13 protein-coding genes are annotated in these 14262 nt (G+C 62.6%); 9 read left to right on the top strand and 4 right to left on the bottom strand.

Annotation, left to right across the window (positions count from 1 at the left end; translation table 11 throughout):
* Positions 1-28 precede the first annotated feature (28 nt).
* On the bottom strand, positions 29-1078 hold the full coding sequence (locus tag L867_RS0115665; RefSeq protein WP_028737756.1) for an ABC transporter permease: 1050 nt from the start codon (positions 1076-1078) through the stop codon (positions 29-31).
* Complete coding sequence (locus tag L867_RS0115660) at positions 1078-2592, bottom strand: sugar ABC transporter ATP-binding protein (RefSeq protein ID WP_028737755.1); 1515 nt, start codon at positions 2590-2592, stop codon at positions 1078-1080. Before L867_RS0115660 ends, L867_RS0115665 begins: the two co-directional genes overlap by 1 nt.
* A 146-nt stretch (positions 2593-2738) precedes the next feature.
* On the opposite strand from L867_RS0115660, the gene mtnK reads away from it, so the two are divergent.
* The 5 genes from mtnK to L867_RS0115635 are packed head-to-tail and all read left to right on the top strand — an operon-like array spanning position 2739 to position 8163.
* Positions 2739-4010 (top strand): S-methyl-5-thioribose kinase, encoded by a 1272-nt coding sequence (mtnK, locus tag L867_RS0115655; protein WP_028737754.1) that lies wholly within the window; start codon positions 2739-2741, stop codon positions 4008-4010.
* Complete coding sequence (gene mtnA, locus L867_RS0115650) at positions 4007-5101, top strand: S-methyl-5-thioribose-1-phosphate isomerase (RefSeq protein WP_028737753.1); 1095 nt, start codon at positions 4007-4009, stop codon at positions 5099-5101. The genes mtnK and mtnA overlap by 4 nt, the downstream gene beginning before the upstream one ends.
* Before the next feature lie 4 nt (positions 5102-5105).
* On the top strand, positions 5106-6041 hold the full coding sequence (locus tag L867_RS0115645; RefSeq protein ID WP_028737752.1) for a transketolase: 936 nt from the start codon (positions 5106-5108) through the stop codon (positions 6039-6041).
* A gap of 2 nt (positions 6042-6043) precedes the next feature.
* A complete protein-coding gene (locus L867_RS0115640) occupies positions 6044-7045 on the top strand; it encodes a transketolase family protein (protein WP_028737751.1) in 1002 nt (333 codons plus the stop codon).
* Positions 7045-8163, top strand: a complete 1119-nt coding sequence (locus tag L867_RS0115635) for a RuBisCO large subunit C-terminal-like domain-containing protein (protein WP_028737750.1) — start codon at positions 7045-7047, stop codon at positions 8161-8163. The genes L867_RS0115640 and L867_RS0115635 overlap by 1 nt, the downstream gene beginning before the upstream one ends.
* A 178-nt stretch (positions 8164-8341) precedes the next feature.
* Here the strand turns inward: L867_RS0115635 and L867_RS0115630 are convergent, their stop codons facing one another.
* Entirely contained in the window at positions 8342-9727 is a 1386-nt protein-coding gene (locus L867_RS0115630) for an ATP-binding protein (RefSeq protein WP_028737749.1), read from the bottom strand.
* A complete protein-coding gene (locus L867_RS0115625) occupies positions 9727-10452 on the bottom strand; it encodes a response regulator (RefSeq protein ID WP_028737748.1) in 726 nt (241 codons plus the stop codon). The genes L867_RS0115630 and L867_RS0115625 overlap by 1 nt, the downstream gene beginning before the upstream one ends.
* Positions 10453-10625: 173 nt before the next feature.
* Between L867_RS0115625 and L867_RS25490 the strand changes: the two genes are divergently transcribed.
* Genes L867_RS25490 through L867_RS0115605 form a run of 4 tightly spaced genes read left to right on the top strand, consistent with a single transcriptional unit; the run spans position 10626 to position 14256 of the window.
* Positions 10626-11147 (top strand): EF-hand domain-containing protein, encoded by a 522-nt coding sequence (locus tag L867_RS25490; protein ID WP_051439025.1) that lies wholly within the window; start codon positions 10626-10628, stop codon positions 11145-11147.
* Positions 11148-11207: 60 nt separating this feature from the next.
* On the top strand, positions 11208-11699 hold the full coding sequence (locus tag L867_RS0115615; protein ID WP_028737747.1) for a cytochrome b: 492 nt from the start codon (positions 11208-11210) through the stop codon (positions 11697-11699).
* 59 nt (positions 11700-11758) lie between these two features.
* Positions 11759-13087, top strand: coding sequence for an HlyD family efflux transporter periplasmic adaptor subunit (locus L867_RS25485; RefSeq protein ID WP_146086541.1), 1329 nt, complete (start codon positions 11759-11761; stop codon positions 13085-13087).
* Positions 13084-14256 (top strand): FtsX-like permease family protein, encoded by a 1173-nt coding sequence (locus L867_RS0115605; protein ID WP_028737746.1) that lies wholly within the window; start codon positions 13084-13086, stop codon positions 14254-14256. Before L867_RS25485 ends, L867_RS0115605 begins: the two co-directional genes overlap by 4 nt.
* The last annotated feature ends 6 nt before the right edge of the window (positions 14257-14262 follow it).

Here is a 14262-nt window from a genome sequence, read left to right as displayed (position 1 = left end):
CCTTAGTTATCCGCCGAGGACTCCCGCCTCAGCGTTTGCCTCTTTTCGAGAGTGCAAAGGTGAAAATCAGGGCGATGACAAGTACGGCGCCCTTGACGAAATCCTGTGTGTAGTAGGGCGCGTTCATCATCGTCAGACCCTGCAGCAGGATGCCGACGAACAGCGCACCGATGGCTGTGCCGAAGGCATTCGGCTTGGCGGCACCGAGCACGGCAAAGCCGATGAGGGCTGCAGCGACAGCATCGAGAAGAAGGTTGTTGCCCGAGGCGATGTCGCCGCGACCGAGACGGGCGGCAAGCAGGATGCCGCCGATCGAGGCGAAAACACCGGAGATGATATAGGCGGCGATCTTGTAGGCATTCACGGGTGCACCAGCGAGGCTGGCCGCGCGCTCGTTGGAGCCGACGGCATACATCATGCGTCCGAAGCGCGTGTATTCGAGGAAGAACCAGATGACGATCGCGAGCACGATCAGCACGACCACCGAGACCGGCACGAGGTTGGGCAGGATCAGATCGAAACGGTGGCGACCGAGCGCCAGGAAGGCCGGGCTGAAGGTGCCCGTCGCGGTCGAACCGTCGGGAAGGGTCATGCCCGCGGCGATCGAACGCCCCTCGGTCGGAATGCGCTGGAGGCCGAGCAGCAGGAACATCATGCCGAGCGTCGCCAAGAGATCCGGTACACGCATATAGACGATGATGATGCCATTGATGAGGCCGACGATCATGCCGACGGCAAGGCAGACAAGCGTCGCTGTCAACGCATCGCCGCCCATCACCACCATCACATAGGACGAGGCCATCATGGCCGTGGTGGCAACAGAGCCGATCGAAAGGTCGAAGCCGCCGACGACCAGCGTCGCGGTGACGCCGAGCGCGAGAATACCTGTTATCGACACGGATTGCAGGATGAAGACGGCACTCTGCGGCGAGGCAAAGCCCCCGGTAACGAGCGAAAAATAGAGCACCATGCCGGCAAGCAGCACAAGGAAGCCGTATTTGATCGCGGTTTCCCGGATATTCAGGGCCGCGGGCGGAACGGCGCCATTGGCCGCGGATTTGCTCTCTTCATTCATCATCATGCGCTGACCTGTTGATAGAATTGCCCGGCAATCTCGCAGAGCAGTCGCTCGACATTGATGTCGGCATTGCGGTGCTCGCCCACGATGGTCTGTTCCGACATCACGAGGATGCGGTCGGCGACCTCGAAGGCTTCGTCGAGTTCCGTCAGGAAAAGGATGGTGGAGCGACCGGCGGCGGATGCGCGCAGCTTCTCGCCGATATCGCGGCGGGCAGCAATGTCGACGCCCTGAAAGGGTTCGTCGAGGATGAGCAGGCGCGACGGCTCGGACAGCCAGCGGCCGACCATCACCTTCTGCTGATTGCCGCCCGACAGTGTCTGCATCTCGTCGCGTTCGCTGCGGCAAACGACACCGAGCTCGGCGATCTGCTGACGCGCCTTTGCCTTCTCCGCCCGGCGGCTGGCAATGCCAAGGGACGAGAGACGGCGCAGGAACGGCAGGCTGATATTCTCGTAGATATTGAAATCCGGCACGATGCCGCTGATCGCGCGGTCCTTGGCAACGAGAAAGACGCCTCGCGCAATTGCCTGTTTCGTCGTCTTCGGCGCATAGCGCGCGCCGTCCAGCGTCATCTCGCCGGCCGCCGGAGCGTGGGCGCCAAACAGCGTTTCAGCGAGCGCAGTCTTGCCCACACCGACAAGGCCGGTGACGGCAACGATCTCTCCATCGCCAAGTTCAAAATCGAAGGGGCGCGTCTGCCCGGACAGCTTGAGACCACGCGCACTAAAGACCGGACGGCCCGCCGCTCTCACGGCAACCTCGCCGGCGGAGACCTTTCGGCCGAGCATGGCATTGACCGCGCCTTCATAGTCGAGTTCAGGTCCTTCGAAGCGGCCGGTGATGCGGCCATCGCGCAGGGTGAGGATGCTGTCGGCAAGGCGACGGATATCGGACATGCGGTGCGAAATGTAGAGGATGGCGACGCCGCGCACCTTCAGGCGGTCGACGAGATCGAACAGGCGATCGGCCTCCGCGCTTGACAGCGACGAGGTCGGTTCGTCGAGGATCAGCACCCTCGGCTCATGCGCCATGGCACGCGCAATCGCCACCATCTGGCGGTCGGCGAGTGTCAGGCCGTTGATGCTGGCCGAAAGATCAATCGCAAGTCCCATGCGGGACGCGACGGCGGCGGCCTCGCGACGTACCCGTCGCGGATTGAAGAACAGCGGGGCGCCGCGCCCGTTCAGCCGGTCGAGCGTGAGATTGGTCGCGACATCGAGGTCGGCGATGACACCGTCATTGATGTTCTGGTGCACGGTGACGACGCCGGCACGGATCGCCTCGGCCGGCGTCGCCGGTTCGAAGGCGTTGCCGGCCAGCGCAATAGTGCCGGTGTCCCGCGTGTAGACGCCGGAGAGGATGCGCACGAGCGTGGATTTGCCGGCACCATTGGCGCCCATCAAGACCGTCACTGCGCCTGCCTTGAGGTCGAGGTCCAGCCCCTGCAGCACCGGTACCGGCCCAAAGGATTTGCGCACGCCCTCAATGCGAAACACCGCCTGTTCGCTCATGTATTCCTCCCAATGACGCCACGTTAGGATAGGCCTTCATCAAATGTCAAGGCCGTTGACATTTGACAGAATGTTGCCTTAGCTTTGCGCAAAGACTGCATGGCGGCGCGCGGTGGAGGCGGCCCCATGCGCAGGAGGGGAACATCATGAACAGCCAAGTCTTCGAGGCGCTGAGCGCAGAGACATTGCCGGTTCGGCTGGGCGGAAACGCCGCCGTGAAAGAAAAGATCGGCGACGATTCGTCCCGCTGGACCATCAAGGAAGTCGGCGACGGCAACCTCAATCTGGTCTTCATCGTCACGGGCGAGACGGGAGCCGTGATTGTCAAGCAGGCGCTGCCCTATGTGCGCTTGGTGGGCGAAAGCTGGCCGCTACCGCTCAAGCGCTCATTCTTCGAGTATCACGCGCTGAAGCGCCAGGGTACGCGCGACCCCGGCATGGTACCGGAGGTCCTGTTCTTCGACGAAGCGCAGGCCATCATCGTCATGGAGTTCCTGACGCCGCATGTCATCCTGCGGCGCGCGCTGATCGACGGGTGCAAGCTGCCGAAAATCGGCCGCGACCTCGGCCTGTTTGTTGCCCGCACGCTGTTTCGCGGCTCCGACCTTTTCATGGTGACCCGTGAGAAGAAGGCGGATGTCGCGCTGTTCTCCGACAATATCGAGCTTTGCGATATTACGGAAAACCTCGTCTTTTCCGATCCCTATTTCGAAGCGCCGCTCAACCGCCACACCACGCCGCAGCTCGATCCGCTCGTCGCCGAACTGCGCGCCGACCGCGACCTCAAGGTGGAGGCACAGCGGCTCAAGCACCTTTTCTCTGCCAAGTCCGAAACGCTGTGCCACGGCGACCTGCACACCGGTTCCGTCATGGTGACCGACGACGAGACACGCGTCATCGACCCGGAATTCGCCTTTTACGGCCCGATCAGCTTCGACGTCGGCATGCTGATCGCCAATTTCTGGATGAACTATTTTTCGCAGGCCGGCCATGAGACGGCACCCGGCGCACGCGACGCGATGCGCGCCTACCTGCTCGATACGATCGATACCCTTTGGGAAACGTTCCGCGCCGAATTCGCCCATCTCTGGCGCACCGAGCGCAAGGGCATCCTCTATCAGGCAAGCCTTTTCGAGGACCGCCATGATCCGCTCGCTGCCGAGCAGGCCCTCATCAGCGTCATTGACGAAATCTGGTGCGAGATGCTGGGCTTTGCCGGCATCGAGATTCACCGCCGCATCCTCGGCCTTGCCCACAACGCCGATTTCGAAACCATCGCCGACCCCGACCGCCGCGCGCCCTGTGAAATCAAGGCGCTGAAGCTCGGGCGTCACCTCGCCGTCAACCGGCAGCGCATCCACAGCCTCCGCGACATCCGCGAGACGATGGAGCGGCTAGAAAAGGAGATTCTCGCGTGAAAGTCGGAGAACGCCACTACCATACGATCTGGCTGAACGAGGACGGCCGCGCCGTCGACATTATCGACCAGCGCTGGTTGCCGCATGAATTCCGCGTCGTCACAATGACGACCGTCGCCGACGTCGCCGTCGCGATCCGCGATATGTGGGTGCGCGGCGCACCGCTGATCGGCGTCACCGCCGCCTATGGCGTCGCCATCGCCATGGCGAAGGACCCGTCCGACGCGCATCTCGACGCCGTTTGGGAAGAGCTGAACGAGACCCGCCCGACCGCCATCAACTTGCGCTGGGCGCTGAATGCGATGCGCGAGCATCTGCGTCCATTGCCGCAAGCCGCGCGCGCAGAAGCCGCCTATGGACGTGCCGCCGGGATCGCGGAAGAGGACGTCGAACTCAACCGCGCCATCGGCGCGCATGGCCTTGAGGTGATCCGTGAAATTGCTGCTAGGAAAAAGCCGGGCGAGCCCGTGCGCATCCTTACCCATTGTAACGCCGGCTGGCTTGCCACTGTCGACTATGGAACCGCGACCGCACCGATCTACATGGCCGTTGAAGCGGGCATTCCGGTCCACGTCTATGTCGATGAAACCCGGCCGCGCAACCAGGGCGCCTATCTCACAGCCTGGGAAATGAACGGCCATGGTGTGCCCCACACGCTGATTGTCGACAATGCAGGCGGCCATCTGATGCAACGCGGCGATGTCGACATGGTGATCGTCGGCACCGACCGCACGACGGCGAACGGCGATGTCTGCAACAAGATCGGCACCTATCTGAAGGCCCTCGCCGCACGCGACAACGACGTTCCTTTCTATGTGGCACTCCCCTCGCCAACGATCGACTGGACTGTGCATGACGGTGTCAAGGAAATCCCGATCGAGGAGCGCAACGCCGACGAAGTGAGCTTCGTGCAGGGTCGCGCCGCCGACGGCTCGATTGCCAGCGTGCGCATCTCGCCGGAAGGCAGCCCTGCCGCCAACCCCGCCTTCGACGTCACGCCGGCGCGCCTGATCACCGGCCTCATTACCGAGCGCGGCATCGCCACGCCGTCGCCTGAGGGCCTGAAGGCCCTCTTCCCGGAACGGAGATGAGACGATGAGCCTGACCAACGAAAAGTCCACCGAGGCGATCGCGCTCGGCATCCGCCGCCGCGTGTTCTTCCACACGATGAAACACAATGGAGGCTATCTCAGTCAGGCCTGCTCGGCGGCCGAGAGCCTGGCGCTGCTCTATAATGAGTTGCTGAAGCTTGGCGAACCGACGCTGCCGAAGGTGCCGCTGCCGTTCCGCGGCGTACCCTCGGCCCACAATCCGGATGCCTTCACGGGCGCTGGCTATCACGGGCCCGTCGGCCCGCAATACGATCGCTTCTTCATCTCGCCCGCCCACTATGCACTCGTCATCTATTCCGCGCTGATCGAGACCGGCCGTATGGACGAAAATGCGCTCGACCATTTCAACAAGGACGGCGGCTCGGTCGAGATGATCGGCGCCGAGCATAGCCCCGGCATGGAAGTCACGACCGGCTCGCTGGCGCAGGGTCTTTCCATGGCGTCGGGCGTCGCGTGGGCTCGGCTCAGAAAAAAGGAACCCGGCAAGGTCTGGGTCTACATGTCCGATGGTGAGTTTCAGGAGGGGCAGACCTGGGAATGCCTTGCGGCGATGAGCTATCACAAGATCGACAATATTCGCGTCATCGTCGACGTGAACCGCCAGCAATGCGACGGCGCCATGGCCTCAGTCCTGGATCTCGGCAATCTCGCCGCGCGCGTCGCGTCCTTTGGCGTCAGCTGCCGCTCGGTGGACGGTCATGATCTCGGCGCGCTGCGCGCCGCAGGAGCCAGCGCGGAGGCCGGCAAGCCGCTTGTCATCCTCGCCAATACGTCTCCCTATCAGGGTATGGATTTCCTCAAGAAGCGTTTCCCACGCCTGCACTACGTGCGCTTCAAGAGCGCGGAGGAGCGGCTGGAAATGCAGGCTGCGCTTGCCGCCGAACTCGGCATCGATCTCACAGTGATGGAAGGGGCCTGAGCATGGTCGAAATCGTCAACCGTCCTTACGCCAAGGCCTTCGAGACCTTTGCCACGGCTCGACCCGAAGTGCTCTGCCTCTCGGCCGACCTCACCTCCTCCTGCGAGGTCGACGGTTTTCGCGACCGGCATCCTGAAAAGTTCCTGTCGCTCGGCATGGCCGAGCAGAACATGCTGTCCTTCGCCGGCGGCCTTGCCATGCAGGGGTTCCGACCGTTCATCCATACCTTCTCGGTCTTCCTCTATCGCCGACCCTACGACCAGTTGATCAATTCCATCGCCTATTCCAACCGCAAGGTCCGGCTGATGGGCTTCCTGCCCGGCATCACCACGCCGGGCGGCATCACCCACCAGGCGATTGAGGACATCGCGGTGCTGCGCGCCGTACCCAACATGACGATCCTGGAAACGGGCGATGCAACGGAAGTCGAGACCGTGCTCGAGGTCGCCGACAGCATCGACGGCCCGGTCTATGTCCGCGTCCTGCGCGGCGAGGTGCCCCGCCTCTTCGCCACACCGTTCGAATTCAACAAGCTCAGGGTTCTTTCGGAAGGAGACGACATTCTCGTCGTCTCCTCCGGCGTCTGCACGGAAGAAGCCTTGCGCGCCACGCGGCCGCTCAAGGCGAGGGGAATCGGCCTGACTCATCTGCATGCGTCGACACTGAAACCCTTCGACCGTGACGGCCTGCTGAAGGCCGCACGCGGCAAGAAGGGTATCGTCACGCTGGAGAACCACACGATTGTCGGCGGCCTCGGCTCGCTGGTGGCGGAAATTCTCGCGGAAGAAGGACTCGGCATCCGTTTGAGGCGCCTCGGCCTCAACGATACCTTCGCCCACGGCGCTTCAAAACCCTATCTTATGAGGAAATATGGGCTTGACGCCGGCGCGCTGGTCACCGCGATCGGGGAGCTTGTCGATAAGCCACTGGCGATCGATGAGGATGAACTTGCGGAAGTTCGCCTCGATCATGTCCATTCCGCGCAGAAGGCGGAGGCACTCTGATGGCCCTGCGCTTCACCGTCACTTATTTCATCCGTGCCGGCGATGCGGCGGAAGCGAAAGGCCGTGCCCTCGACATCGCACTGGAACAGACCGTCGAGATTCCCCGCAACGCGGTGCCGAAGGGCTATGTCGAAGACGAGATCCTCGGCAGGCTGGAAATGCTGGAGAAGGACCCGGCAGGTCGGGCGGGCTACCGCGCGGCGATCTCCTATTCGGAAGACGATGTCGGTGGCGACTTCCTGCAATTCCTCAACATCGTCTTCGGCAACAGCTCGATCAAACCCGGCCTGAAGGTAGACGATATCGACCTTTCGCCGGGGATTCTCGGCCTCTGCAAAGGCCCCCGTCACGGCATTGCCGGGCTTCGCGCCCAAGCGGGTATAGGCGAGACCCCCCTTCTCATGTCGGCTATCAAGCCGGTGGGCCTCTCGACAGCCGAACTTGCCCGCCTCGCCCGTGACTTCGCGCTCGGCGGCATGCACTTCGTGAAGGACGATCACGGTCTGGTCGACCAGAAGACATCGCCCTTTGAAGAGCGGCTGAGAGCCTGCGTCGAAGCCGTTGGCGAGGCGAATGCGAAGAGCGGCGGCAAGACGAGCTTCGTGCCGAACATCACCGGTCCCGCGACCTCCATCATCGAGCGCGCAAAACGCGCGGAAGAAGCAGGCGCCGGCGCCGTGATGATTGCTCCGGCACTGACCGGCTACGATGTCCTTCGCACCCTTGCCGCAGATCCGGACTTCTCGCTTCCCATCGTCTCGCATCCGGCCTTTGCCGGCGCGAATGTCGTCTCCCCCGAATGCGGCTTCTCGCATCGCACCTTCTTCGGCACCTTGCACCGGCTGATGGGTGTGGACGCGGTCATCTACCCGAACTTCGGTGGGCGCTTCGGCTTTACCCGCGAAGAGTGCCTGTCGATTGCGAGGGCTTGTGCGGTCGACATTGGCGGACCCAGGGCGATCATTGCCGCGCCGGGTGGCGGCATGACCTTCAGCCGCGTGCCCGAAATGCGAGAGGCCTATGGCAACGACGTCATGTATCTGATCGGCGGCGCGCTGCTTCAGGAGCCGAACCTGGTCGATGCCTGCCGCCGCCTCGTCGCTGCCGTTTATGCCTGACGGACATTCCGCCTTGAGAACCCCGCATCAATTATGGGCCACTGGCAGTCCCATTTTATCCGCGACGGAGCAGTTGTTGAGGTCCTTCTGTGTGGTGGCAACAAAATTGAGCTCACGTATCTTCTATTTTGACAGATTTGGAATCCCGATTGACCCAATCTGAAAAAACGCAGCCGCGTCATACTTCCCGAGTGGCCACGCCTCGTAGCGTGACTGTCGCCCGCAGACCGCCTTCCGTCCGGTTCGATAACTCCACCGTCCCGCCATGGGCGTTCAGTATGGCCCGGGCTATGGGGAGACCCAAGCCGACACCCCCGGTCTCGCGAGAACGGGATTGTTCAAGCCTCGTAAAGGGCTCGAAGACGCGGGAGAGATCCGCATCGGGTATGCCAGGTCCTGTATCATCGATGGAAATGACGACATTGCTGCCCATTCGACTGAGACCAATGACCGCTCCGCCTCCGTAACGCTGGGCATTGTCTATCAGGTTGCGCAAGGCGCGCCGCATCGGTGTCCGCCGAAGCGGTAACGTGACCGGTACCATGGTGCCGGGCACCACCTGCGGTCCGGTTTCGCTCAGTTCAGAGGCGAGCTCCAAGAGCAGTCGCGAAATGTCGGTCGGTTCCATCGGCTGGTCAGGCGAGACGCCACGGGCATAGGCCAGCGTCGCCTCGACCATTTCCTGCATTTCGTCCAATATCGCCGCCATGCGCTCTCGCGTCTCGTCATCGTCGACCATCTCCGCACGCAGGCGCAGAGCCGTGATCGGCGACCTAAGATCGTGACCCAGCGCCGCCAGCATTCGCGTCCGGTCGGCAACCATGCCAGATATGCGTGCCTGCATCCGCTCCATCGCCTCTGACAGCGCGCGCACCTCGTCGGGTCCGCCGCGCGGCATGGAAAATGCGGGAGCGTCGATCCCCATCTCTTCCGCCGCCTGCACAAGGTGTCTCAGCGGTCCGGTGATCCGCCGCATTCCAAGCCAGAGCGCGGCCATGATCAGCACCAACGAGAGCATAATCGTGCCGAGGATAGCTGGAGGAAGCTGGAAATCCCGGAGGTCGTTGCGGGAGCGGACATTCAGCCAGGTCCCGTCCTTCAACAGCACGGACAGGCGAAGTTCGGTTGGAGCTATGCCTGCGGCCAGCAGCCGCTCACGCAACCAGGCAAGTGCCGCGGGAGGTGTCATGGGACGGCCGTCGCGTGGGGAGATCCCGACTTCTTCGGCACGAATCTCGCGCGGACTTCCCAGCACATCTGTCGCCCTGGATCGAACCGCAGATAGCCCAGTTTCCTTCGAACTGATCGCGCTCTCGCCGACCTCGAATTGCGCATGATGCGAGCGGGCCGCGGCAAGGATGCCCGGGCGATTGTCCGGTTCGGCGGCTTCCAATGCGAGAACGACCGCCGCCGCCCGCTCGGCGGTTTCAATTCTGAGGGTGGCTTGCAAGGCGGTCCCGCGTTCACCCGTGAAAAGCCAGAGGCTTGTGAACTGGGCCGCCAGGAAGGCGGCCAGGATCAACAGTGCCAACTGCCCGGTCAGGCTGCGAGGGGCAAGCCGCATCACCTCACCTCTCGGACATCGGTGGCAAGGCTGTAGCCACCCGCCCGAATCGTGGCGATGATCCTGGGGCTTGCCGCATCATCTTCGATCTTGCGGCGCAGGCGGCTGACCTGGTTGTCGATGGTACGGTCGAAAACTTCGGCTACCCGGCCGGAAGTCAGGTCCAACAGCTGATCGCGCGATAACACGAAGCGCGGGCGTTCCAGAAAGGTTGTCAGCAGCTTGAATTCGGCGCTTGTCAGGCTGACTTCTCGCCCTTCCCGATGCGTGAGGGTACGGGTATCGGTGTCGAGCACCCAACCTGCGAAGGCCAGCTTGCGCCCACCAAGAGTACCGGCCATGGGCTCGGGCCGGTCAGAACGTCGCAAGATGGCCTTGATCCGCGCCAGGAGTTCGTGAGGATTGAAAGGCTTCACCAGATAGTCGTCGGCGCCGATTTCCAGACCAACGATGCGGTCGGTCTCCTCGCCCAAGGCGCTCAGCATCAGGATAGGCGGGCCGCCGTTGGCCGAAACGCGCCGCGCGGCGGAAAGCCCATCCTCGCCCGGCATCATCACATCGAGAACGATCAGATCGAACCGTCCGGCCTTCAGAGCCATGTCCATTTCCGCGGCATCGCGAGCAGGCGTTGCGCGCATCCCGTTCTTTTCCAGATAGCGCGTCACGGCATCGCGAATTTCGCGGTGGTCGTCCACGACCAGAATATGGGGCGATAGATCGGTCATGCCCCTACATAGCCCGTCGTTGCAGCAAGCGGGAGGAATTTTGCGTATCGATCTGTCGCAATCCATGCCCTTGCGACAGACGGATACAATTCAGGCTCCGTCCCGGCATCCTTCTGCGACAAAGCCCCTCCATCCTGGTCTCATTCGAAACACAGACCCGAAGAGGTGAGACCATGAAACGCAAGACGATCCTTACTCTTGGCGCCATCGCCGCCGTCGTAGTCATCGGTGGCGCGACCATTCCGGCCATCGCGGGTGGCGGCCATTGGGCCATGATGGGAGGCCATGCGCCCGGCATGATGATGCAGGGCGCCGACGGCGCGGGATGGGGCCCCGGCCGGCTGGCCCAGCGCGGCGGCCATGGGCCAATAGGCATGAACGGCTTGGCCGAAAACCCCGTCTTCCAGTCTTTCGATGCCGACAAGGACGGCAAGGTCACGGCTGCCGAGGCAGAGACCGGTGTGTCCGCCTTGCTCACCACCCATGATGCCGACAAGAGCGGCGCCCTGTCCGAGGCGGAATTTGCCGCGCTCTTTTCCGAGGTGACCAAAGGCATGGCCGCGCGACCCTTCGCCATGCTCGATGATGATGGCAACAAGGAAATCAGCGCCGAGGAAATCACCTTTCCCGTGAAGATGATGGCCAGGATGGGTCGCCTGACAGACATCAACGCCGGAACCCCGACCAATCCGTAATCCGGCAAGAGATGGCAGGTGCCGAAAGGTGCCCGCCCAGTCATTCAAAGGGACAGAGCCATGACACATCCCACAGGTTATTCCGGAGCGCAGATCGCGCTCCACTGGATCGTCGCCCTTCTGGTCGCCGGCCAATATATCTTCAAGGACTCCATCACCTCTGCCTGGGATGCGATCCGGCAGGGCACGGACTATGCCTTCGACCCGCTGATCCTGGCCCATGTCGCGGGCGGCGGGCTGATCCTCGTCTTCATCCTGTGGCGTCTGGCTCTGCGTCTGAGACATGGCGCGCCACCACCGCCCGAAAATGAACCTGCGCCGCTCAAGGTGCTGAGCCATGCCGCCCACTGGGCCTTCTATGCGGTGGTGGCGATCATGTCCGTCTCGGGCGCATTGGCGTGGTTCGCCGATCTGACCGTTGCCGCCCAGGTCCACAACGTCTTCAAGGTTATCCTTCTGGCGCTGATCGCGCTGCATGTGCTGGCCATTCCGTTCCACCGGATCGTGCTGAAGAACAACGTCATGGTGCGGATGCTCCGCCGCGCAAAGTAGCTGCGGCTACTGAGTGGGGCTCGACCGTTAAAGGTCGCTGGCGGGGGAGCCCGGCGAATGTGCTGGACAAGAACAGTCACGGGTCATCATGCTGGAAACGTCTCGACGCAGCGGATTCAATCGGGTTGAGCATCAATCCAAATTTCCAAGATCGACAGAAAGAGAAGACCGCCATGTCAGCGCCCGAAGAGCAAAGCCTTCCGATTGATCTGAAACTGTCTGAGCCGACAGCTGCTCGTCGGCGCCGCTGGTTTCGCAAGCGGTATCTGTTGGTCCTGCTGGTCCCGGTGTTCATGTTCTCGGGCGCGGTGCTGGGATTGTATTTTCAGCCGACGGGGTTGCAGAAGTTCTACGCACTGACGGGCCTTACACCCGGTGGCGGCTCGGATGCACCCATTGCTCTGCCGCCCGAGATAGAGCTGCCGCCGAAGATGGCGGAAACCCTGCTGCCCACCGATGTGGTGGGGTTGGCGCGCGTGATGCCGCGTGGCGATGTCTCGGTTGTAGCGGCGCCCTACGGCGCCGGGGATGCGCGGGTTGCCGAAATTCTCGTATCCGTGGGTGATCGTGTGGAGAAGGGCACCGTGCTGGCGCGGCTCGACAATCACTCCGCTCTGGCAGGCGCAGTTCTGACGGCCGAGGCAAACCTTGCCGTTCGCGAAGCAAACCTCATTCAGACCCGTGCCGCGATAGAAGCAAGCCGCAACGAAGCACAAGCTACGCTTGATCAGGCCGTGGCCACTGCGGCAGAAGCCGCGACGACGCTGGCGCGAACGGCAGAGCTGGTTTCGCACGATGTGGGCACGCAGGCCACGCTCGATGCCGCCCGCTCGGCGGCGGAGGGCGCGAAGCTCTCCGTTATACGCGCTGAGGCAACGTTGAAGCGGTATTCGGCGGTGACGCTGGACGAGCAGCCCGACGTGATCGTGGCCAGCCGCAATGTGGATGCCGCCCGATCCGACCTGGCCCGTGCGCGGCTCGATCTTGCACGGGCTGAGGTCGTGGCGCCGATCACCGGCACGATCCTCGACATCCGCGTTACGCCCGGACAGCGACCTCCCACAGACGGGATCATGGACATGGGCGACACCGACCAGATGATGGCCGAGGTGGAGATCTGGCAGGACCGCATCAGCACTGTCCTGGTTGGCCAGCCGGTGGAATTGGCCACGCCGGCACTGGGTGTCACGCTTCAGGGCCGGGTGGACAGTATCGGGCTGACCGTGGGACGGCAGGGACTGATTTCGGACGACGCCGCGGAAAACAAGGATGCGCGCGTGATCCAGGTCCTGGTGGTGCTGGATGCTGCTTCCTCGGAACTTGCCGCACGCTTCACGAATCTTGAGGTCATCGCCCGCATTGACACCACTGCACGGGTCAATCCATGAGCTACCTGCTGCAACGCCTGTTTGGGCGACTGCCGATCGGCTGGCTGCAATTGACCCATAACCGGACCCGCTTTGCGGCGGCACTTGCCGGGGTGGCCTTTGCCAATGTGCTGGTGTTCGTCCAGCTTGGGATCATGAATTCGATGGGTGCTGCAACATTGCGACCCTATGCCTTCTTCCAGGCAGATATCATGATCTCGGCCAGCGACGCGAGTACCCTGACCGATGGCGGCAACGTGGCAAGGCAATGGCTGCTGCAGGCAATGGGTGATCCGGATGTCTCCGCAGGCATGGGTCTCTTGATCGCCAACGTTCCCTGGGACCGGGGCGAGAAGGACATCAGTCTGACGACCTTTGGCGTGGACCCGGTCAAGACGGAGTTCCTGGCCGCCGATATCGCAAGTGATTTGAACCTCCTGCAGGTGCAGGATGCGGCAATACTCGACCGGCTGGCCCGTGGACTGACCAAGGACGAAGCTTCCGCGATCCGTCCGCAATCGCCGCTCTCCTTTGAAACGCAGGGCCGTACCGTCACCGCTTATGCCACTTTCGCCGGCGGAGGGGGGTTCGGTGGAGATGGCTACATGCTGGTTTCGGATCAGACCTTCCTGTCGCTGTTCCCGACACGCAGTTCTACGGCGCCCGACCACATCCTTTTGACCCTGCGCCCCGGCGCCCAGACAGACACCGTGATCACGCGCCTGAAATCCCTGATCTCAGACCCATCCCTTCGCATCCGCAGCTATGAACAAGCAGCTCAAGAGGACCTGCGCTACCAGCAGACCAAGCGGCCCACGGGTATCATCTTTGGCTTCGGCGTGCTGATAGGCGTCCTCGTCGGGATCGTGATCGTCTATCAGGTGCTGTCCACCGACGTGGCCGACCACCTGCGCGAATACGCAACCTTCAAGGCCATGGGTTACGGACCGCGGTTCTTCCTCGGCATCGTATTCGAAGAGGCGCTGGTCTTGGGGATCATGGGCTTTATTCCCGGTCTGATTGTCGGGACGACCATTTTGACGATCATGGGCAAGATAACCACCCTGCCATTGGGCATGACACCTTCGATGGCTGCGACGGTTTTCCTCGGCACCATCGTGTTTTCGGCCCTCTCCGGCGCCATCGCCACCCGTCGGCTTGCCGCTGCCGACCCTGCCGATCTATTCTAGGAGGCT

Origin of the sequence: Paenirhizobium selenitireducens ATCC BAA-1503 (genome assembly GCF_000518785.1) — a bacterium.
Classification (GTDB): domain Bacteria; phylum Pseudomonadota; class Alphaproteobacteria; order Rhizobiales; family Rhizobiaceae; genus Allorhizobium; species Allorhizobium selenitireducens.
Note: the sequence above shows the minus strand (reverse complement) of the source record. Positions and strands in the feature narration are given on the sequence as shown.

Excerpts from the sequence above, each read along its gene's own strand:
- L867_RS0115660 (WP_028737755.1), bottom strand. The coding sequence starts at position 2,592 with ATGAGCGAACAGGCGGTGTTTCGCATTGAGGGCGTGCGCAAATCCTTT.
- L867_RS0115640 (WP_028737751.1), top strand. The coding sequence starts at position 6,044 with ATGGTCGAAATCGTCAACCGTCCTTACGCCAAGGCCTTCGAGACCTTT.
- L867_RS0115615 (WP_028737747.1), top strand. The coding sequence starts at position 11,208 with ATGACACATCCCACAGGTTATTCCGGAGCGCAGATCGCGCTCCACTGG.
- mtnK (WP_028737754.1), top strand. The coding sequence starts at position 2,739 with ATGAACAGCCAAGTCTTCGAGGCGCTGAGCGCAGAGACATTGCCGGTT.
- L867_RS0115635 (WP_028737750.1), top strand. The coding sequence starts at position 7,045 with ATGGCCCTGCGCTTCACCGTCACTTATTTCATCCGTGCCGGCGATGCG.
- L867_RS25490 (WP_051439025.1), top strand. The coding sequence starts at position 10,626 with ATGAAACGCAAGACGATCCTTACTCTTGGCGCCATCGCCGCCGTCGTA.
- L867_RS0115605 (WP_028737746.1), top strand. The coding sequence starts at position 13,084 with ATGAGCTACCTGCTGCAACGCCTGTTTGGGCGACTGCCGATCGGCTGG.
- L867_RS0115665 (WP_028737756.1), bottom strand. The coding sequence starts at position 1,078 with ATGATGAATGAAGAGAGCAAATCCGCGGCCAATGGCGCCGTTCCGCCC.
- L867_RS0115625 (WP_028737748.1), bottom strand. The coding sequence starts at position 10,452 with ATGACCGATCTATCGCCCCATATTCTGGTCGTGGACGACCACCGCGAA.
- L867_RS0115645 (WP_028737752.1), top strand. The coding sequence starts at position 5,106 with ATGAGCCTGACCAACGAAAAGTCCACCGAGGCGATCGCGCTCGGCATC.
- L867_RS0115630 (WP_028737749.1), bottom strand. The coding sequence starts at position 9,727 with ATGCGGCTTGCCCCTCGCAGCCTGACCGGGCAGTTGGCACTGTTGATC.